The organism is Streptomyces inhibens (genome assembly GCF_022221585.1).
Taxonomy (GTDB): domain Bacteria; phylum Actinomycetota; class Actinomycetes; order Streptomycetales; family Streptomycetaceae; genus Streptomyces; species Streptomyces inhibens.
In genome coordinates this window covers 6,729,829-6,748,428 of record NZ_CP084681.1, presented here as the reverse complement: position 1 = coordinate 6,748,428, position 18,600 = coordinate 6,729,829, and the positions used below count along the sequence as shown (strand labels likewise).

Here is an 18,600-nt window from a genome sequence, read left to right as displayed (position 1 = left end):
GGAAAGCGCTACATGACTGCCAATGCCACCCGCGTCCTCGTCCTCAACTCCGGCTCCTCGTCGGTGAAGTACCAGCTGCTCGACATGGGCTCCGGCACCCGGCTCGCCGTCGGCCTGGTCGAGCGGATCGGTGAAGAGACCTCGCGCCTGTCCCACACCCCACTGGCCACCGGCGGCGACAAGCGCGAGACGGAAGGCCCGATAGCCGACCACGACGCCGCGCTGAAGGCCGTCGCCGCGGAGCTGGCCGCGGACGGTCTCGGTCTCGACTCGCCGGAGCTGGCCGCGATCGGGCACCGGGTGGTGCACGGCGGGCTGAAGTTCACCGCCCCGACCGTGATCGACGACGCGGTGCTCAAGGAGATCGAGCGGCTGGTGCCGGTCGCGCCGCTGCACAACCCGGCCAACCTCACCGGCATCAGGACCGCCCAGGCGCTCCGCCCCGACCTGCCGCAGGTCGCGGTCTTCGACACCGCCTTCCACACCACGATGCCGGAGTACGCGGCCCGCTACGCCATCGACGTGGAGACCGCCGACGCCCACCGCATCCGCCGCTACGGCTTCCACGGCACCTCGCACGCCTATGTCTCGCGCAAGACCGCGGCGCTGCTGGGCAAGGACCCCTCCGAGGTCAATGTCATCGTGCTGCACCTGGGCAACGGCGCCTCCGCCTCGGCGGTGGCCGGCGGCCGCTGTGTGGACACCTCGATGGGCCTGACGCCGCTGGAGGGCCTGGTCATGGGCACCCGCTCCGGTGACATCGACCCGGCGGTGACCTTCCACCTCAGGCGGGTGGCGGGGATGTCGACGGACGAGATCGATGTGCTGCTCAACAAGAAGAGCGGTCTGGTCGGGCTGTGCGGCGACAACGACATGCGGGAGATCCGGCGCCGGATCGACGAGGGCGACGAGCGCGCCGAGCTGGCCTTCGACATCTACATCCACCGGCTGAAGAAGTACATCGGCGCCTACACCGCGGTGCTCGGCCGGGTCGACGCGGTGGCGTTCACCGCGGGCGTCGGCGAGAACGCCGCCCCGGTGCGTGAGGCCGCCCTCGCCGGTCTGGAGGAGCTGGGCATGGCGGTGGACGCCTCACGCAACGCCGTACGGTCCGACGAGCCCCGGCTGATCTCCCCCGACTCCGCCCGGGTCGCGGTCGCCGTCGTACCCACCGACGAGGAACTGGAGATCGCCCAGCAGACATACGCCCTGGTCAACGCCTAGACATTGGTGTTTCCACCTACCGGAATATTCCGCTCTGAAACAAACCGATAGGATTCCGCCATGCGCCGTTCCAAAATCGTCTGCACCCTGGGCCCCGCCGTCGACTCCTACGACCAGCTGAAGACGCTGATCGAGGCCGGCATGAACGTGGCCCGATTCAATATGAGCCACGGGACCCAGCCGGAGCACGAGGAGCGGTACCACCGCCTCCGCAAGGCTTCCGAGGAGACCGGCCGCGCCGTTGGCGTACTGGCCGACCTCCAGGGCCCCAAGATCCGCCTGGAGACCTTCGCCGACGGCCCCGTGGAGCTGGTGCGCGGCGATGAGTTCGTCATCACCACCGAGGACGTACCCGGCGACAAGACCATCTGCGGTACGACCTACAAGGGCCTGCCCGGCGATGTCTCCAAGGGCGACCCGGTCCTGATCAACGACGGCAATGTCGCCCTCCAGGTCACCGAGGTCGACGGCCCGCGGGTGCGCACCATCGTCATCGAGGGCGGGGTCATCTCCGACCACAAGGGCATCAACCTGCCCGGCGCCGCGGTGAACGTCCCCGCGCTGTCCGAGAAGGACATCGAGGACCTCAAGTTCGCCCTGAAGATGGGCTGCGACATGGTCGCGCTGTCCTTCGTGCGGGACGCCAAGGACGTCCAGGACGTGCACCGCGTCATGGACGAGGTCGGCCGCCGGGTCCCGGTCATCGCCAAGGTCGAGAAGCCGCAGGCGGTGGCGAACATGCAGGAGGTCGTGATGGCCTTCGACGCCGTCATGGTCGCCCGTGGCGACCTGGCGGTGGAGTACCCGCTGGAGAAGGTCCCGATGGTGCAGAAGCGCCTGGTGGAGCTGTGCCGCAGGAACGCCAAGCCGGTGATCGTCGCGACCCAGATGATGGAGTCGATGATCACCAACTCCCGGCCGACCCGCGCCGAGGCGTCCGACGTCGCCAACGCCATCCTCGACGGCGCCGACGCGGTCATGCTCTCCGCGGAGTCGTCCGTCGGCGCCTACCCGATCGAGACCGTCAAGACGATGTCGAAGATCGTCGAGGCGGCCGAGGAGGAGCTGCTCTCCAAGGGCCTGCAGCCGCTGGTGCCCGGCAAGAAGCCGCGTACGCAGGGTGGTGCGGTGGCCCGTGCGGCCTGCGAGATGGCCGACTTCCTGGACGGCAAGGCGCTGGTGGCCTTCACCAAGTCCGGCGACACCGCCCGCCGGCTGTCCCGCTACCGCGCGGCCCAGCCGATCCTGGCCTTCACCACCGACGCCGCCACCCGCAACCAGCTCACCCTGAGCTGGGGCGTGGACAGCTTCGTGGTGGAGCACGTCGACAACACCGACGCGATGGTCGACCTGGTGGACGCCGAGCTGCTCAAGCTCCAGCGCTACAGCAAGGGCGACACCATGCTGATCACCGCCGGTTCGCCCCCCGGCGTCCCCGGCACCACCAACATGGTCCGGGTGCACCACCTCGGCGGCCAGAGCGCCTGACCCGGCCGTCATGACGAACGGCGGTGGGCCGCCCCCTGTCGGGGGCGGCCCACCGCCGTTTTCGCGACTCCCGGAAAAGCTCCGGCCGGGTGGTTCTCCCGGTCAGTTCTCGATGGTCACATGCATGCCCGGGACATGGAGATTGCCGCCGAACTGGCCCGCCTGGTCGAGCTTCACCTTGGTGAAGTAGGCGAACGGGACATTGATGGGCGGCGGGTGCTCGGGGTCGAACACGATCGGGATCAGGCCGAAGAGGTTGCCCTGCAGCCGCTCGGTGTACAACGTCACCTTGCCGCCACGGATGGTGGACGTGGACCCCGGTGTCGACCGGACGTGGTACTTCTTGCCGGACGCCGGGTCGTCGACGATCTGGTGGAGATCGCCGATGTCGATGCTGTCCGCCGTGAACTTCAGGGCCTGCTTGGTACGGCCGCCCTGCGTCGTGACATTGACGACGCCCTCGTAGTCCAGGCCGCGCAGGGTGAGCCCGCTGGACTCCAGGTGCCAGGGGGCGTCGGGCAGGGTGACGGGCGTCTGCTCGTCCTTGCCCTTCTGCTTGTTCTCGACGACACAGGGGAACGCCTTCTTGCCGCTGGCGTCCTTGCCGTCCAGGCCGCCGCCCGGCAGGGCGTTGTCCGCCGCACCCACGGCGCCGTGGACGGTGTCGTTGACCGTCTTCGACCCGTTCGTGGCGGCGTCACCGGCCTTGTCGGCGCCGTCCTTGAGGCCGTCGACCGTGTCCGTGACCGGCTTGGTGACCTTGTCGGTGGCGGACGCCGTGTCCTTGGCCGGGTCGCCCGTGGCCGACTCGTCCTTGGAAGCGGACGCCGACGGCGAGGGGCTCGGGGAGGCGGAAGCGCTCGGCTCCTCGGACTTGTCGCCGCCCAGGAGACCGCCGAGCGCGTCACCGATGCCGCCCAGCAGACCCCCGTCGTCCTTCTTCTCCTCGGAGGCCGACGGCGACGGGGTCGCGGAGCCGGAGGGCTCGTCGGTCTTCGCGGAGCCGGACGGCTCGGGCTCGGGCGCCTTGCTCGCTTCCTTGCTCGCCGAGGGCGAGGGCGAGGGCGAGGCGGAGGGCTTGTCGGACGGCTTGGCGTCGTCCTTCGTGTCCTTCGCGCCGTCCTTGGACTTGGTGTCCTTCTCGTCCACCTTGTCCGGGGCGGTCACGCACGGACCGTCCTTGTAGGGGCTCTTGGGCGCCGACTTGGCGATCGCCATCTGGGGCGTCAGCCCCATGCCCATGAGCACGGCGGACGGCATCGCGGCGATGGCTATCGCCTTGCCCGCGGGCACGTGCAGCCGAGTCAGCAGCGGCTTCCTCGGTGCCGCGTGCCTCGGCCCGGTTCTCGCCCCGGCGGCTGCGTTCTCCTCGTGCAGCTCGTCACCCGGCACGGTGCCTCCCGTTCGTTCCGTTGGTCGGGCTCGTTCCTGACAGGTCGTCCAGTCCGTTGCCCGACTCCGGGTCGTGACCGGTCGCCGCCGCGGGTCGCGCATCGACGAAGACCGGCGGGCCGGCCGTGGGACGAGCCGGCTCGTCGGCCCCGTCCTCCGCCTCGGCGGCCGCCTTGCCCGGTGCCCAGGAGACGCCCAGGGCTCCGCCGATCAGCCCCAGAAGGAAGCCGACCAGGAAGGCGCCGAAGTTCGAGACGACCAGGGAGACCAGGGAGAGCAAAATCGCCGCCACGCCCGCAAAGACGCGCGAGGCCGGCTGGAACCACATGGTCAGACCGAGCACGACCAGCAGTACGCCGATGATCAGCGAGCCGGCGCCGGCGGTGGTCGCCATGCGGACGGTCAGGGAACCGATCGTGAGATTCGCGTAAGGGAGGTACATGATCGGGATGCCGGCCAGCAGAGTCAGCAGACCGCCCCAGAACGGGCGGAGTCCGCGCCATTCCCGGAACGAAAGCCGCTTCCGGCCGGAAGTCTCGATCAGCCGTGGTCGCGTTTCGGCGCTCATGTCGTACAGCTCCTCGGGACTGGCAAATCGGTGGTTCTGAGCTGGGGTGTGCTACTTGGCGCTACCCGGCGTACGGGCACGGGGAACGGCGTTGGCCGCACAGCTCGCCCCGCGCCCGCACGCTCAGTGCGTCAGTAGCACTCGCTCTTGCCCTTGGCGACGCTCATCTTGAGGCCGCTGAGCTTGAACGTGCCGGCCGTCGTGGCCCAGGCAGTCTGCTTGACGTGGGTCAGCACGGCCGAGTCGGCTTCCTGGGCGAAAGAGCCCGGGTCTGCCTTGTCGCCCTTGTGCATGCCGGGGCCCTTGGACGTCGAGCCCGCAGCAACACCGATGTTGATGTTGTTGAAGGTCGCGTCCGCGTCCAGCTGGTCGAGGTCGATGTAGAGGTTCTTCGCCTCGACAGGCGTGTCACCGCCACCGGCCGACAGCTTCATCGACACATCGCCGAAGACCGGTACCGGCACCACCACCGACTGGCACAGGTTCTTGATCTTGGCGCTCGAGAACCCCGAGACCGCCACCGGAACCTGCTTGCCGCCCTTCTGGGCGTCAATGGCTCCGTACTGAACGAAGCCGGTGCCTTCCAGCCGGTCGGTGGTGACCTTGAACTGCTGGCCGGACACGCTGAACGACGCCGCGAGCGCACCCTGCGAGAGGGCGACACCGATCGCGGCAGTCGCCGCGACGCTCGGCACCATGACGACGGCGAACCGCTTCCATCTGGTCCCGCCACGAGCCAGGGACTCCATGACTTTCCTCCTTCTCGGACGTACATCTCCGGTACCCCTCGCCCCGGTTGGGACTGCGGTACCTGGGATGGGAGAAGTGCTACGTCCTCGGGAAGGAGAGCGCCCGTCCTCGGAGGCACATCGTGTTCCGAACACCGGCGATCACCCCCGAGCGACAACCACTGGCCACGCTCTCGCGCAACCTCCTGGACAGGCCCTGCCGGATGGGGCAGAGACCCCCCTGTCCACGGCCGGCGCCACTGCCGCCGACCACTCGGTGGGGACCCCAAGTACCCCGCTGCACCGACCGGATGCCGAGCTGCGGGAAGGGACCGAGCGTGGCCGATCGTGGTGCATTCGCGGCCGCCGCACAAGGGGCTCGTTACTTGCGGGTAACGGCCCGATAACCGAGGGGCGACCGACCGGGATCGACCGGGCACACAGGGTCGCCACTCGCTACGAAGGGGCATTGGGCAATTGCGGACACAGCGCCGCAAGGGGGTCGTCGGGACTTACTACAAGTAACAGCGGCTACGTTTACCAAGTTTTGGTAAAACGTAGCCGCTGTTCCGTTTGTTTGGTCAACGCCGGGAGGTCGTACAGGTCAGAAGCGGGCGACTCGGAGACAGCGGGTCAGAACAGCACCCGGGCAAGCGCGGTACGCCCCGCCGTCACCCGCGGATCATCCGCCCCGATGACCTCGAACAGCTCCAGCAGCCGCAGCCGCGCGGCCTCCCGGTCGTCACCGGCCGTCCGCTTCACCGCGTCGACCAGCCGGCCGAACGCATCCTCGACATGACCGCCGACCAGATCGAGGTCCGCGGCACGGATCTGCGCCTGCACATCGGCCGGGTTCTCGGCGGCCTCCTTGCGCACCGCCTGCGGATCCAGGTCCTGCACCCGCTGCAGGAGTTCGGCCTGCGCCAGACCGAGGGTGGCCTCCGGGTTGGTGGGGTCGTCGGAGAGCACGTTCTTGTACGCCTGGATGGCACCGCCCAGATCGCCGGAGTCCAGCGCCTGATTGGCGGCCTCCAGCAGCGCGTCGTACGGACCGACCGGCGCCGGCGCCTCGGCCGCCGGCTGCTCGCCCGCGGCCTGCGGGTCGACCGGCGCCCCCACGATGCCGAACTGCTGCTCGGCGGCCTGCACCAGCTGGTCGAGCACCTGCCGGATCTGCGCCTCCGGGGCCGCGCCCTGGAACAGCGGGATCGGCTGGCCCGCGACCACCGCGAAGACCGCCGGGATGCCCTGCACCCCGAACTGCTGGAACAGCATCTGGTTGGCATCGACGTCGATCTTGGCCAGCACGAACTTGCCGGCGTACTCCGCCGCGAGGCGCTCCAGCAGCGGACCCAGCTGCTTGCACGGCTCGCACCACTCGGCCCAGAAATCGATGACGACCGGAACCTCGGTGGAGCGCTGCAGGACGTCCTGCTGGAACCCCGCCTCATCGACGTCGAACACCAGACGGGCACCGCTCACGGGCGCCTGACCCGTACGGGCGGCCTCGGCGCGCGCCTGCTCCGCCTTCTGCTTCGCTTCCCCGGCCGCCTTCACGGCTGCGAGGTCGACGACTCCACTCATGGACATATTGCGTGGCTGCATGGGTCCATCCTCCCCCCTGGACGGTCCGTTCCGAAAAGCGATCCGGAAAGCGATGCGGTCGGCGACGCAAATGGTGCGGAAACCGGTGCTGCGGTAGCGGTCCGGCCGCGCCGCCGGACCTTCTGCCGGGCACCGCATCCGTCCGTACGCCCCGCCGGAATGCCGGCGTACGGACGGGTTCGCTGCCCGTTCGGTCCCGAGGAGGACCTGTGTCCGGTCCCGAGGAGGACCGTCGTGCGCGGCCGTGGGTCCCCACCCACAGCCAGTGGCTGTCGCTCTTACGCTACGACCCGTAGCGTAACTCGGGGCGACCCCCGCACGACAACCGGTTCCGGCCCCGCACGAAGTGATCTCCCTCACGGGGCGCACGGGGAATCCCGGGGCTCACGTCTTACCGGCCGGTATGGTCGCCCGCATGCACCACTCCGCCAGCCCCCGCAAGGGCCGCACGGGCCGCCCGCGCAGCGTCGAGACCGACCATGCGATCCTCCGCGCGACCCGTGCCGCGCTCGTCGATCTGGGCTGGGGGCGGCTCACCATGAGCGATGTGGCGGCCCGCGCCGGAGTCGCCAAGACGACGCTCTACCGCCGCTGGGCCAACAAGAACGAGCTCGTCGTAGACGCCGTGGCGGTCCTCTTCGACGAGCTCGAACTCCCCGACCGGGGCTGTCTGCAATCCGACATAGAGGGTGTGGTGCTGCAGTTCGGGGCGCTGCTCGCGCGGCCGGAGACCAAGACGGCCCTGATGGCCGTGGTCGCCGAGTCCACCACCGACGAAGCGCTGCGCGAACGGATCCGCTCGGCGATCGTCGACCGCCAGAAGCGGCTGGTCGTGCTCGGCCGCGAACGCGCCCAGCAGCGCGGCGAACTCCCGCCGGACGGCACCGGACCCGAGGGCGAACTGGCCGCCGCACAGGCCGTCGGCCTGATCTTCGACGTCATCGCCGGCGCGATCGTGCACCGCACCCTGGTCACCGCCGAACCGGTGGACCCCGCATGGGCCCACCAGTTCTCGACGGTGCTGCTCGCGGGTCTGCGCGGCCTGAGCTGACGGCCCGCCGGAGACGCCCTAGACCTGGTACCGGTCCGCCCGGAACAGCTCCAGATGCCCGGCCACCCACGCCGAGGTCCGCTCCAGCCCCTCCTCCAGCGACACCCGCGGCTCCCACGAAGCCCATTCGCGCGCCCGGGAGTTGTCCGACAGCAGCCGCTCGACCTCACTGCCCGAGGGCCGCAACCGCTCGGCGTCCACCACCACCTCGGCCTCCCGGCCCGAGGCCGCGATCAGCGCCTCGGCGAGCGCCCCGATGGCGATCTCCCGGCCGGTGCCCAGATTGACGACCTGGCCGAGCGCCCGGTCGCAGTCGGCCATCGCCAGGAACCCCGCCGCGGTGTCCGTGACATAGGTGAAGTCGCGGGTCGGGGTGAGCGAGCCCAGCTTGATCTGCCGGGCGCCCGAGTGGAGTTGCGCCAGGATCGTGGGGATCACGGCACGCGCGGACTGCCGGGGCCCGTAGGTGTTGAACGGCCGCACCACCGTCACCGGCAGTTCAAAGGCGTGCCAGTGCGACAGCGCCATCATGTCCGCGCCGATCTTCGAGGCGGAGTACGGCGACTGCGGCTGCAACGGGTGGTCCTCGCCGATCGGCGCGGTCAGCGCGGTCCCGTAGACCTCACTCGTGGACGTGTGCACCAACCGCCGCACCGCATGCCGCCGGCAGGCCTCCGCGACATTCTCCGTACCCACCACATTCGTCTGCACATACGCGCCCGGCGCGTCATAGCTGTACGGAATCCCGATCAGGGCGGCCAGATGGAAGACGGTGTCGCAGCCGGCGACCGCGTCCATCACCCGGCCCGCGTCCCGTACATCCCCCGCGATCATCTCGACCGGACCGCCCGGCGCCAGATAGCGCGCCAGATTGCCCTTCTCCGCATACGGCTTGTAGTGCACAAAGGCGCGCACCTGCGCCCCGGCCTCGACCAGCATGTCGACCAGGGTGGACCCGATGAAACCCTCGGCCCCGGTGACCAGAACCTTGCGTCCCGCCCACTGCTGCGTACTGCTGTTCATGCTGACTCCTTCATCGTGAGGTGATCGGCGTACGGGTGGCCGGCCAGCGCCAGCGCCTTGGCGGCCAGCAGGTCGGCGGCCCGCGCATGGGTGCCGGGGTCGGCGGCCGCGCCCATCGCGGCCAGCCGGTCGGGATCGGCCAGGAGCGGGGTGACCAGTGCGTCCAGCCGCTCCGCGGTGGTCTCCGCGTCGGCCAGCAGCAGCGCGGCCCCGGCATCGGAGAGCACCCGCGCGTTGTGCGTCTGGTGGTCGCCCGGCGCATGCGGATACGGCACGAGGACGGCGGGCATCCCGATCGTGGCCAGCTCGGCGACGGTCGCCGAACCGGCCCGGCACACCACGAGATCAGCGGCGGCATACGCCAGATCCATCCGGTCCAGATACGGCACCGCCTCGGCGACGGCGACCCCGCCGTTCGCCACCAGCAGCGCCCGGGTCTCCTCCAGGGCCGCGGGCCCGGTCTTGATCAGCAGCCGAAGATCGGTGCGCGAGCGGTAGCGGCCGGCGAGGCCCACCGCGGCCTCGGTGAGCCGGGCCGCGCCCAGGCTCCCGCCGTTGAACAGCAGCAGCCGGGCCCCGTCCGGGACGCCCAACGCCCGCCGCGCGGACGGCCGCAGCCGCGCCCGGTCCAGCTCGGCCAGCGGCCCCACCAGCGGCATCCCCACCGTCTCGGCGCGCTCGCCGCCCGCCAGATGCTCCCGGCTGCGGTCGAAGGCGAGCGCGAGATGCGGGGTGAGCCGGGCCGCGAACTTGTTGGCCCGGCCGGGCACCGCGTTGGACTCGTGGACCAGGCTCGGCAACCCGGCCAGCCGCGCCCCGACGATCACCGGGGCACTCGGATAGCCGCCCATACCGACCGCGACCTGGGCGTTCTGTTCCTTGAGGATGGCCCGGCACTGGGCGCCCGATCGCAGCAGCGCGGCCGGCAGCAGATAGCGTCGGGCGCCGAGCGAGGGATCGAAGGGGATCATGTCGACGGTGTGCAGCCGGTATCCGGCCTGCGGTATCAGCCGTGTCTCCAGCCCGCGTTCGGTCCCCACGAAGGAGATCACCGCGTCGGGCACGGCCCGGCGGAGCGCGTCGGCAAGGGCGAGTCCGGGGTAGATGTGGCCGCCGGTGCCGCCCGCACCGATCACGACAGAGAGTGGTGTGCGCATGGCCGCCACGCTCGCCCTGTGCCCTAAGAAGCTTCTAAGAGAGGTGTTTGGCAGCCTATGTCCATGCCGCCCACTCCCGGGAACACCCCAGCCGCCAAGATCCTCGTCGTCGACGACGAACCGGAGGTGCGCGCCGCCGTGGAGGACGGCCTCGCCGTGGAGGGCTATACGGTACGCGGCGCCGCCGACGGCCTGGCCGCCCTCTCGGAGGTGGCCGCCTGGCAGCCGGACGCCATCGTCCTGGACGTGATGATGCCCGTCCTGGACGGCCTGGCCGTCTGCCGCCGGCTGCGCGCGCTGGACGACCGCACCCCGATCCTCGTACTGACCGCGCTGGACTCGGTCAGCGAACGGGTCGACGGTCTCGACGCCGGCGCGGACGACTACCTCGTCAAACCGTTCGCCCTGGACGAGCTGGTCGCCCGCATCCGGGCCCTGCTGCGCCGCGCCGCGACCACCGCCGTCGAGGACACCCGGCTCTCCTTCGACGACCTGGTCGTCGACCCGCTGACCCGCACCGGCCACCGGGCGGGCCGCCCCCTGGAGTTCAGCCGCACCGAATGGGCACTGCTGGAACTCCTTCTGCTGCACCCGGGCCAGGTGATGCCGCGCGAGATGATCCTGGAGCGGGTCTGGGGCCGCGACTTCGGCCCCGACTCCAACTCGCTGGCCGTATACATCGGTTATCTGCGCCGCAAACTGGAGGCCGGCGGCGAGAGCCGCCTCGTCCACACCGTGCACGGCGTCGGCTACCGCCTGGACCACCCGGAGGGCCGATGACCGGCACCCGCGGCCTGGGCGCCCGCTGGCGACGCCGCCGCCCGCTGCGCACCCGGCTGGCCCTGGCCGCATCCGCCGCGGTGGCGCTGGTGGCCATCGGCGTCTGCGCCGCCGCCTTCGCCATCATCCACTACCAGATGACCCGCCAGCTCGAACTGAACCTCGCCCAGACGGCCACCCAGCTCACCCAGCGGACCCGCAACTGGGGCCCGACCCCGGGCGACGCCTCCTGTCAGTACCAGGCCGTCCCCTGCGTCCAGATCGTCCCCGCCGACCCGGCCAAGGACCCGCGCAAGGGCTTCACCACCCTGCCGGTCACCGACGCCACCCGCCAGGTGGCGAACGGCGAACGCGCCGCGTACTACAGCAAACTGACGGTCGCCGGCCGGCCGGTGCGGATGTACACCACCCGCCTCCCCGGCAGACACGAGGCCCTCCAGGTCGCGCTGCGCTCGGACACCGTCGAACGCGGCGTCCAGCACGCCGCCTGGGCGCTCCTCGCGGTCGGCGGCGCCGGCGTCCTGCTGGCCGCCGCGCTCGGCTACTGGGTCTCCCGTACGGGCCTGGCCCCGGTCGCCCGCCTCACCGCCACCGCCGAACGCATCGCCGCCACCCGCGACGCCCGCCACCGCATCGAACTGCCGGCCGGCTCCCCGGCCCGCGAGGACGAGATCACCCGCCTCGCCACCACCTTCAACACCATGCTCGCCGAGCTGGAGCAGTCCGTCACCGCCCAGCGCCGGCTGGTCGCCGACGCCTCCCACGAACTCCGCACCCCGCTGACGGCGCTGCGCACCAACGCCGAACTCCTCGCCCGCGCCGACCGCCTGACCGACGCCCAGCGCGACCGCGCCTCGGCGGCCCTCGGCCGTCAGCTGCGCGAGGTCACCACCCTCGTCAACGACCTGATCGAACTCGCCCGCGACGAGGAGCCCCAGCCGCTGGTCGAACAGGTACGCCCGGCCGCCCTCCTGGAACACGCGGTGGGCGCCGCCCGCGAACACTGGCCGGAGATCACCTTCACCACCGCCATCGCCCCGTCCACCACCGAGCTCACCCGCCCCGGCGTCCCCGCCCGCCTCGCCCGGCTGTTGTCCAACCTTCTCGACAACGCCGCGAAATTCTCACCACCGGGCGGCCCCGTGGAGACCGAACTCGCCCGCGTACAAGGCGCTTTGGAACTGACCGTACGCGACCACGGCCCCGGCATCACGGCGGACGACCTGCCCCATGTCTTCGACCGCTTCTACCGCGCCGAGTCGGCCCGCGCCCTCCCCGGCTCGGGCCTGGGCCTCGCGATGGCCCGCCAGATCGCCCGCGCACACGGCGCCGACCTCACCGCGGAACAGGCCCCGGGGGGCGGCGCGCTCTTCCGGCTGCGGATGCCGGTCCCCTAGGCGGCCACCGGCGGCCCGCCCCACCCGGGCCGCCCCCCCCGGGGCGGCAGCCGTTCAGAATCCGGCCGGCTCGGTGTAGATGCCCCACTCGTCCCGCAGCGTGCCGCAGATCTCGCCGAGTGTGGCCTCGGCGCGTACGGCCTCCAGCATCGGCTCGATCATGTTGCCGCCGTTCCGTGCGGCCTCCAGCATCGCCTTCAGCGCGGCCTGTACGCGGGCGTCGTCGCGAGCGGCCTTGCGCTCCGCGAGCACCCGCACCTGCTCCCGCTCGACCTCATGGCTGACCCGCAGGATCTCCAGATCGCCGGTGACCGAACCGTGGTGGCAGTTGACGCCGACGACCTTCTTGTCGCCCTTCTCCAGCGCCTGCTGGTAGCGGAAGGCGGATTCGGCGATCTCGCCGGTGAACCAGCCGTCCTCGATGCCGCGCAGGATGCCGGAGGTGATCGGACCGATGGGGTGCTCACCGCTCGGGACCGCGCGCCTGCCGCGCTCCTTGATCTGCTCGAAGATCTTCTCGGCGTCCGCCTCGATGCGGTCGGTCAGTGACTCGATGAACCACGAACCGCCCAGCGGGTCCGCGACATTGGCGACACCGGTCTCCTCCATCAGCACCTGCTGTGTGCGCAGCGCGATCTCCGCGGCCTGCTCACTGGGCAGCGCCAGGGTCTCGTCCAGCGCGTTGGTGTGCAGCGAGTTGGTGCCGCCGAGCACGGCCGCCAGGGCCTCGACGGCGGTGCGTACGACGTTGTTGTACGGCTGCTGGGCGGTCAGCGAGACGCCGGCGGTCTGGGTGTGGAAGCGCAGCCACTGCGCCTTCTCGCTGGTCGCGCCGTACACGTCCCGCATCCAGCGGGCCCAGATCCGGCGCGCGGCGCGGAACTTCGCGATCTCCTCGAAGAAGTCCAGATGCGCGTCGAAGAAGAAGGACAGACCGGGGGCGAAGGTGTTGACGTCCAGGCCGCGGGAGAGGCCCAGTTCCACGTAGCCGAAGCCGTCGGCGAGCGTGTAGGCCAGCTCCTGCGCGGCCGTCGCGCCGGCCTCACGGATGTGGTAGCCGGAGACCGAGAGCGGCTTGTACGCGGGGATGCCGCGCGCGCAGTGCTCCATCAGGTCGCCGATCAGACGCAGATGCGGCTCGGGCTGGAAGAGCCACTCCTTCTGCGCGATGTACTCCTTGAAGATGTCCGTCTGGAGCGTGCCGTTGAGGACGGCCGGGTCGACGCCCTGACGCTCGGCGGCGACCAGGTACATACAGAAGACCGGGACGGCCGGGCCGGAGATCGTCATCGAGGTCGTGACATCACCGAGCGGGATGTCCTTGAAGAGGACCTCCATGTCGGCGGCGGAGTCGATGGCCACACCGCAGTGCCCTACCTCGCCGAGCGAGCGCGGGTCGTCGGAGTCGCGGCCCATGAGGGTCGGCATGTCGAAGGCGACGGAGAGGCCGCCCCCGCCCGCCTTCAGGATCATTTTGTAGCGCTCGTTCGTCTGCTCGGCGTTGCCGAAGCCCGCGAACTGGCGGATCGTCCAGGTCCGGCCCCGGTAGCCGGTCGGATACAGCCCACGCGTGAAGGGGTACTCGCCCGGCCAGCCGATCCGCTCGAACCCCTCGACCGAGTCCCCGGGCCGCGGCCCGTACGCCGGCTCGACGGGGTCGCCCGAAAGCGTGGTGAAGTCCGCGTCCCGCTTCCGGGCGGAGTCGTACCGAGCCTGCCAGCGGCGGCGGCCCTCATCGATCGCGTCAGCGTTCATACCTTCGAATTTACTAGGACGTCCTAGTACTTGTCGACGGCAGAGGGCCATGAGTCGTGGTGCATTACCGTCCGTAACCGCTACGGACAACGCAAACGCGCCCGTCCACCGAAGGGACAGGCGCGTAGGAGGAGGTCGGCCGGCGTCAGACCTTGACCGGCTCCGGCACATCGCCGGCGATCAGCGGCTCGATCTCCCGCACGACCTTGCGCTCCACGAAGAACGCGGCGGTGGGGATCGTGCCCGAGATCAGCACCCACAGCAGCTTGCCGAACTGCCACTTGGCCTTGGAGCCCAGGTCGAAGGCGAAGACCAGGTAGATGATGTAGAGCACGCCGTGGATCTGCGAGACGACGAGGGTGAGGTCCTTGCCCATCCCGAAGCCGTACTTGAAGATCATGCACGTGCAGAGCACCAGCAGCATCACGGCGGTGATGTAGGCCATCGCCCGGTAACGGGTCAGGACGCTTCGCTTCATGCCCATGAGCGTAACCACCCGTTCCGGGGCGATCTTCGCCACCCCCCTGCGGACGCCGGACCGTTGTGTCCATGGACGCCGGACCGCCCTCGCCGGAAGGCCGGCCCGCGCCTACTCGTCCTTGAAATCCTCCGCCGCCACCCGCAACGGCCGCAGCATCGCGAAGATCTCCGCGCACTCCTCGCCGTCGTACGCCCCGAGCCCGAAGTCCATCGCCATCAGGTCACGGGTGGCCGCGTCACACACCTCGCGCCCCTTCTCCGTGATCGAGGCGAGCGTGCCCCGCCCGTCATTCGGATTGGGCCGCTTGGCGACGAGCCCGGACTTCACCAGGCGGTCGACGGTGTTGGTCACCGAGGTCGGGTGCACCATCAACCGCTCGCCGATCTTCGACATCGGCAGCTCACCGGCCTTGGAGAAGGTCAGCAGCACCAGCGCCTCGTAGCGCGCGAAGGTCAGCCCGTACGGCTTGACCACCGCGTCCACCTCGGACAGCAGGATCTGATGCGCGCGCATGATCGAGGTGATCGCGGCCATCGAGGGCACGGCGCCCCATCGCTGCTGCCACAATTCGTCGGCGCGCGCGATGGGATCGAAAGCAAGGCTGAGCGGCTTCGGCACGCATCTGACCCTACCCGGCGGTCATATTGTGGTCAGCCTTGTCTCAGTTTTCGGTCGTACGAACCGGTCCGAGCGTTCCCTGCGCCCCACCCTCCGTACGCCGTACCTCCACCATCACCGCCACCACGCAGACGGCCCCCACCACCCCCGCGGCCGGCATCACGACCCGTAGGGGCGCGTACTCCGCTGCCACGCCGGCCAGCCCCATCGCCAGCCCCATCGCCGTCATCCGCCCTGCCTGCATCACCGTCATCGCCTGCCCCAGCAGCTCCTCGGGGACCGCGGCGACGAACCACCGGTCGACACCGAAGTTGTACGAGATCCCGGTGCCGGTCAGCACCAGCAGCAGCACCGCCCAGCCGAGCGAGGGCCGTGCGGCGAAGCCCAGCGAGGGGAGCACCGTGAAGACGCCCATCGGGAACGTGAGCCGGGCGCGGGTCCGCGGGCCGAGGAAGGAGCCCACCAGGGTCTCGGCCACCACCGCACCGATGGGCATGCCGCACATCAGCAGCCCCATGCCGGCCGGCCCGACGCCGAGCAGATCGGAGTAGGGGATCAGCAGCGCCTCCGGAACCACGACGAACGCCGGCGGCAGCCAGGACAGCAACAGCAGCGCGCGTACCCTCCGGTCCGCCAGCAGCCGCCGGACCCCGCCCAGCGAGGCGCCCAGCAGGGCACCGCGCTCCGCACCCCGCGCCCCGTCACGCGCCGGCCGCGCCACGGTCCCCAGCCGCAGCAGCAGCGCCGAGCCGGCGAACGTGGCCGCGGTGATCGAGAGCACCGCCCCGGGAGACGCGACGGCCAGCAGCAGACCCCCCGCCGCGAACCCGGCGAGCTGCGCGCTCTGGTTCACGATGCGGATCACCGAGCGCCCCAGGACGAACAGCTCCCCCTCTCCGAGGATCTCCCCCAGCGTCGCCCCGCGCGTCCCGGCGAAGACCGGCGCGATGGCGGCGATGACGCAGCGCAGCACGAGCAGCACCGCGACCGGTGTGCCCGGCAGCACCATCCCCGCCGCGGCCAGCGCGCACAGCACATCGCAGCCGACCAGCACCCGCCGGGCCGGATACCGGTCGGCGACGGCCGACAGCAGCGTGCCGCCGACGACGTACGGCAGCAGCCCCAGCGCAAAGGTCAGCGCGCTCAGCAGCGGCGAGTCGGTGAGCGTGAAGACCAGGACGGACAGCGCGATCTCGCAGACGACCACGCCGAGCGAGGAGAGCAGATGCGCGGCGAAGACGAACCGGAATTCGGGGACGGCGAAGACCGCGCGATAGCCGGCCGAGCGCTCCTGGTCCGCACTCGGGCCCGGACCGGCGGGCGGATCGGGGCGGGCATCGGTGCCCGCATCGGTGCCCGCATCGGGGCAGGCTGGGGTACGGCCCGGCGGCACGGGCCCGGAAGGCAGCGGCATGACGGAAGCCTGCCGGAGGCCGAAGCCGCCTCGTAGTCTTTCGGCTGCAGCCGAATCCCGGAGGGAGGGGGAGCGCGGCCATGCCGATCAACCTGCATTTCGGCGCCGACGATCTGCTCCGTATCCGTTTCGCCATCTCGCCCCTGTGCGAGACCCATGAGGCTGTACGGACCCTGCGCCGCGCCGACCGGCACGGCTATCACACACCGTGGCTGCGCCGGATGCGCGCGACGGTGGCGGGGCTGGACCTGACACCGCTGTGGCTGTTCATGCCGTCGCCGCCGCCCGGCTACACACCGGATTTCCTGGGCCGCCCGCCGGACACCCCGATGGCCGATTTCGACGAGGAGCTGGCACGGCTGCGGGCCACCGACCCGGCCCTGGCCCGTGCCGAGATGGCCAAGTCCCTGGCGTGTACGCCGGGTGCCGCGGAATCGGCGCGCGGCCGCGCGGCGCTGGCGGATCCGGCCCGGGCGATCCATGAGCTGGCCGATGTCACCGAGCGGGCCTGGCACGCGCTGCTCGCCCCGGACTGGCCGCGACTGCGGGCGCTGCTGGAGGCCGAGATCGGCTATCGGTCGCGCCAGTTGGCGGGCGGCGGACTCCAGCGGCTGTTCGCCGATCTGTATCCGCGGCTGTCCTGGTCGGACGACACGCTCACCGTCCGCACCCGTACCGATGTCCTCCAGATGCAGGATCTGGACGGCCGCGGGGTGCTGCTGCTGCCGAGCGTCTTCGTATGGCCGGACGTGGTGAGCGGCTTCGAGCCGCCGTGGCAGCCCACCGTCATCTATCCGGCGCGCGGTATCGGCGGCCTGTGGAGCGAACCGGAGACCGGCCCGGCGCTGGCGCGGCTGCTGGGAGTGAACCGCGCCGCCGTACTGGCCGCCCTCGACGCGCCGTCGACCACGTCCGCCCTGGCCCACCGTCTCGGCCTGGCGCCGTCGTCCGTCTCGGCGCATCTGTCCGTGCTGCGCGACGCCGGTCTGCTGGCCTCGCGCCGGCACGGACATCAGGTGCTGTACGAGCGCACACCGCTGGGCATCGCCCTGGCGGCCGGCGGCTGAAGCCGCCCCGGGAGCGCTCAGGGGCGGCTCAAGAGCTGCTCAGGGGTGGATCAGGGAGCGGCCGGAGGCTGCTCGGGGTTGCCGGGGGTTTCGCCCCCGGCGAGGTGGCGCTCGACGGTCTCCACCTTCGACGTCAGGCCGTCCGTGACGCCGGGCCGGATGTCGGCCTTCAGCACCAGCGAGACCCGTCCGCAGCGTGCCTCGACGGCCGCGACGGCACGCTTGACGACGTCCATGACCTCGTCCCATTCACCTTCTACGGAGGTGAACATCGCGTCCGTACGGTTGGGCAGCCCCGACTCGCGCACGACCCGGACCGCGTCGGCGACATACTCGCCGACGTCCTCACCGACGCCCAGCGGGCTCACGGAGAAGGCAACGATCATGCGTTCACCACTCCTTCTTTGCGGGCGCGGGCCGCGATCACGCCGGCCTCCTCCTCACGCTTGAGGACCCGGTCCCCGTAAAGGCCGCCGAACGGCACGACCGCGAGCAGGAAGAAGAAGGCGACGCGCTTGAAGGGCCACTTGGTGCGGTTCCACACGTCCAGCAGCAGCACCACGTACGTGATGAACAGCAGGCCGTGGATCAGGCCGAGCGGCATCACCAGGGAGTCGTAGTCGAAGGCCAGACGGAAGCCGGTGCCGAAGATCAGCAGCGCCGGGAAGGAGATGGCCTCCGGGATGGAGGCCAGGCGCAGGCGGTGCAGGGCGGCGGCGGTCTTGATGTCCACGGGAACCTCGTTCGGGTGGCGGGCGAGGAGCACTGCTTGTGCAAGAGTTCACAAGCTTCGTCCCATTGTTACAGCCGCCCCGTGGATCACCGCGCCGGGGGGAGGTACAAGACGACCGC

The 18,600-nt window shown here is 70.6% G+C and carries 18 protein-coding genes; 6 read left to right on the top strand and 12 right to left on the bottom strand.

Going from position 1 to position 18,600, the window contains the following annotated elements; genetic code table 11:
* Positions 1–12 precede the first annotated feature (12 nt).
* Together KI385_RS30690 and pyk are read left to right on the top strand one after the other, a co-directional pair.
* Positions 13–1,224, top strand: a complete 1,212-nt coding sequence (locus tag KI385_RS30690) for an acetate kinase (protein WP_238575352.1) — start codon at positions 13–15, stop codon at positions 1,222–1,224.
* 60 nt (positions 1,225–1,284) lie between these two features.
* Complete coding sequence (gene pyk / locus KI385_RS30685) at positions 1,285–2,712, top strand: pyruvate kinase (protein WP_128506868.1); 1,428 nt, start codon at positions 1,285–1,287, stop codon at positions 2,710–2,712.
* Positions 2,713–2,814: 102 nt separating this feature from the next.
* Here pyk and KI385_RS30680 read toward each other — a convergent pair whose 3' ends face one another.
* The 4 genes from KI385_RS30680 to KI385_RS30665 form a co-directional block, all read right to left on the bottom strand.
* Positions 2,815–4,104: a hypothetical protein gene (locus KI385_RS30680; protein ID WP_238575351.1), complete on the bottom strand. Its 1,290-nt coding sequence runs from the start codon at positions 4,102–4,104 to the stop codon at positions 2,815–2,817.
* The gene (locus KI385_RS30675) at positions 4,094–4,672 is read right to left on the bottom strand and encodes a DUF6114 domain-containing protein (protein WP_238575350.1); all 579 of its coding nucleotides are present in this window, start codon (positions 4,670–4,672) and stop codon (positions 4,094–4,096) included. Before KI385_RS30675 ends, KI385_RS30680 begins: the two co-directional genes overlap by 11 nt.
* A 131-nt stretch (positions 4,673–4,803) precedes the next feature.
* On the bottom strand, positions 4,804–5,421 hold the full coding sequence (locus KI385_RS30670; protein ID WP_238575349.1) for a DUF6230 family protein: 618 nt from the start codon (positions 5,419–5,421) through the stop codon (positions 4,804–4,806).
* 612 nt (positions 5,422–6,033) lie between these two features.
* A complete protein-coding gene (locus tag KI385_RS30665; protein WP_238575348.1) occupies positions 6,034–7,005 on the bottom strand; it encodes a tetratricopeptide repeat protein in 972 nt (323 codons plus the stop codon).
* 403 nt (positions 7,006–7,408) lie between these two features.
* Between KI385_RS30665 and KI385_RS30660 the strand changes: the two genes are divergently transcribed.
* Positions 7,409–8,056, top strand: a complete 648-nt coding sequence (locus KI385_RS30660) for a TetR/AcrR family transcriptional regulator (RefSeq protein WP_425356980.1) — start codon at positions 7,409–7,411, stop codon at positions 8,054–8,056.
* An 18-nt stretch (positions 8,057–8,074) separates the two neighbouring features.
* Here KI385_RS30660 and KI385_RS30655 read toward each other — a convergent pair whose 3' ends face one another.
* Together KI385_RS30655 and KI385_RS30650 are read right to left on the bottom strand one after the other, a co-directional pair.
* Entirely contained in the window at positions 8,075–9,079 is a 1,005-nt protein-coding gene (locus tag KI385_RS30655; RefSeq protein WP_238575345.1) for an SDR family NAD(P)-dependent oxidoreductase, read from the bottom strand.
* A complete protein-coding gene (locus KI385_RS30650) occupies positions 9,076–10,236 on the bottom strand; it encodes a UDP-N-acetylglucosamine--N-acetylmuramyl-(pentapeptide) pyrophosphoryl-undecaprenol N-acetylglucosamine transferase (RefSeq protein ID WP_238575344.1) in 1,161 nt (386 codons plus the stop codon). Before KI385_RS30650 ends, KI385_RS30655 begins: the two co-directional genes overlap by 4 nt.
* A 57-nt stretch (positions 10,237–10,293) precedes the next feature.
* Between KI385_RS30650 and KI385_RS30645 the strand changes: the two genes are divergently transcribed.
* Both KI385_RS30645 and KI385_RS30640 read left to right on the top strand, forming a co-directional pair.
* A complete protein-coding gene (locus KI385_RS30645) occupies positions 10,294–11,016 on the top strand; it encodes a response regulator transcription factor (protein WP_238575343.1) in 723 nt (240 codons plus the stop codon).
* The gene (locus KI385_RS30640) at positions 11,013–12,413 is read left to right on the top strand and encodes a sensor histidine kinase (protein WP_238575341.1); all 1,401 of its coding nucleotides are present in this window, start codon (positions 11,013–11,015) and stop codon (positions 12,411–12,413) included. Before KI385_RS30645 ends, KI385_RS30640 begins: the two co-directional genes overlap by 4 nt.
* Before the next feature lie 54 nt (positions 12,414–12,467).
* Here the strand turns inward: KI385_RS30640 and icmA are convergent, their stop codons facing one another.
* The 4 genes from icmA to KI385_RS30620 all read right to left on the bottom strand — a co-directional run bounded on the left by icmA (position 12,468) and on the right by KI385_RS30620 (position 16,681).
* Positions 12,468–14,168: a coenzyme B12-dependent isobutyryl-CoA mutase large subunit gene (icmA, locus tag KI385_RS30635; protein WP_238575340.1), complete on the bottom strand. Its 1,701-nt coding sequence runs from the start codon at positions 14,166–14,168 to the stop codon at positions 12,468–12,470.
* A 145-nt stretch (positions 14,169–14,313) separates the two neighbouring features.
* The gene (locus tag KI385_RS30630) at positions 14,314–14,646 is read right to left on the bottom strand and encodes a DUF3817 domain-containing protein (protein ID WP_238575339.1); all 333 of its coding nucleotides are present in this window, start codon (positions 14,644–14,646) and stop codon (positions 14,314–14,316) included.
* A gap of 111 nt (positions 14,647–14,757) precedes the next feature.
* A complete protein-coding gene (locus tag KI385_RS30625; protein ID WP_238575338.1) occupies positions 14,758–15,267 on the bottom strand; it encodes a MarR family winged helix-turn-helix transcriptional regulator in 510 nt (169 codons plus the stop codon).
* Positions 15,268–15,310: 43 nt separating this feature from the next.
* Positions 15,311–16,681 carry an MFS transporter gene (locus tag KI385_RS30620; protein WP_238575336.1) on the bottom strand — a complete coding sequence of 457 codons (1,371 nt, stop codon included), beginning with the start codon at positions 16,679–16,681 and terminating at the stop codon, positions 15,311–15,313.
* Positions 16,682–16,761: 80 nt separating this feature from the next.
* On the opposite strand from KI385_RS30620, the gene KI385_RS44020 reads away from it, so the two are divergent.
* Positions 16,762–17,748, top strand: a complete 987-nt coding sequence (locus KI385_RS44020) for an ArsR/SmtB family transcription factor (RefSeq protein ID WP_281066924.1) — start codon at positions 16,762–16,764, stop codon at positions 17,746–17,748.
* Between the two features lie 50 nt (positions 17,749–17,798).
* Here the strand turns inward: KI385_RS44020 and KI385_RS30600 are convergent, their stop codons facing one another.
* Together KI385_RS30600 and KI385_RS30595 are read right to left on the bottom strand one after the other, a co-directional pair.
* Positions 17,799–18,134 (bottom strand): MTH1187 family thiamine-binding protein, encoded by a 336-nt coding sequence (locus KI385_RS30600; protein ID WP_238575335.1) that lies wholly within the window; start codon positions 18,132–18,134, stop codon positions 17,799–17,801.
* Entirely contained in the window at positions 18,131–18,481 is a 351-nt protein-coding gene (locus KI385_RS30595; protein WP_238575334.1) for a DUF3817 domain-containing protein, read from the bottom strand. The genes KI385_RS30600 and KI385_RS30595 overlap by 4 nt, the downstream gene beginning before the upstream one ends.
* Positions 18,482–18,600 lie beyond the last annotated feature (119 nt).

Bases quoted from the DNA above. Each gene is read 5' to 3' on its own strand.
- KI385_RS30640 (WP_238575341.1), top strand. From the start codon at position 11,013: ATGACCGGCACCCGCGGCCTGGGCGCCCGCTGGCGACGCCGCCGCCCG.
- KI385_RS30655 (WP_238575345.1), bottom strand. From the start codon at position 9,079: ATGAACAGCAGTACGCAGCAGTGGGCGGGACGCAAGGTTCTGGTCACC.
- KI385_RS44020 (WP_281066924.1), top strand. From the start codon at position 16,762: ATGCCGATCAACCTGCATTTCGGCGCCGACGATCTGCTCCGTATCCGT.
- KI385_RS30630 (WP_238575339.1), bottom strand. From the start codon at position 14,646: ATGAAGCGAAGCGTCCTGACCCGTTACCGGGCGATGGCCTACATCACC.
- KI385_RS30690 (WP_238575352.1), top strand. From the start codon at position 13: ATGACTGCCAATGCCACCCGCGTCCTCGTCCTCAACTCCGGCTCCTCG.
- KI385_RS30645 (WP_238575343.1), top strand. From the start codon at position 10,294: ATGTCCATGCCGCCCACTCCCGGGAACACCCCAGCCGCCAAGATCCTC.
- KI385_RS30665 (WP_238575348.1), bottom strand. From the start codon at position 7,005: ATGCAGCCACGCAATATGTCCATGAGTGGAGTCGTCGACCTCGCAGCC.
- KI385_RS30600 (WP_238575335.1), bottom strand. From the start codon at position 18,134: ATGATCGTTGCCTTCTCCGTGAGCCCGCTGGGCGTCGGTGAGGACGTC.
- pyk (WP_128506868.1), top strand. From the start codon at position 1,285: ATGCGCCGTTCCAAAATCGTCTGCACCCTGGGCCCCGCCGTCGACTCC.
- KI385_RS30650 (WP_238575344.1), bottom strand. From the start codon at position 10,236: ATGCGCACACCACTCTCTGTCGTGATCGGTGCGGGCGGCACCGGCGGC.
- KI385_RS30620 (WP_238575336.1), bottom strand. From the start codon at position 16,681: ATGCCGCTGCCTTCCGGGCCCGTGCCGCCGGGCCGTACCCCAGCCTGC.
- KI385_RS30660 (WP_425356980.1), top strand. From the start codon at position 7,409: ATGGTCGCCCGCATGCACCACTCCGCCAGCCCCCGCAAGGGCCGCACG.
- icmA (WP_238575340.1), bottom strand. From the start codon at position 14,168: ATGAACGCTGACGCGATCGATGAGGGCCGCCGCCGCTGGCAGGCTCGG.
- KI385_RS30675 (WP_238575350.1), bottom strand. From the start codon at position 4,672: ATGAGCGCCGAAACGCGACCACGGCTGATCGAGACTTCCGGCCGGAAG.
- KI385_RS30670 (WP_238575349.1), bottom strand. From the start codon at position 5,421: ATGGAGTCCCTGGCTCGTGGCGGGACCAGATGGAAGCGGTTCGCCGTC.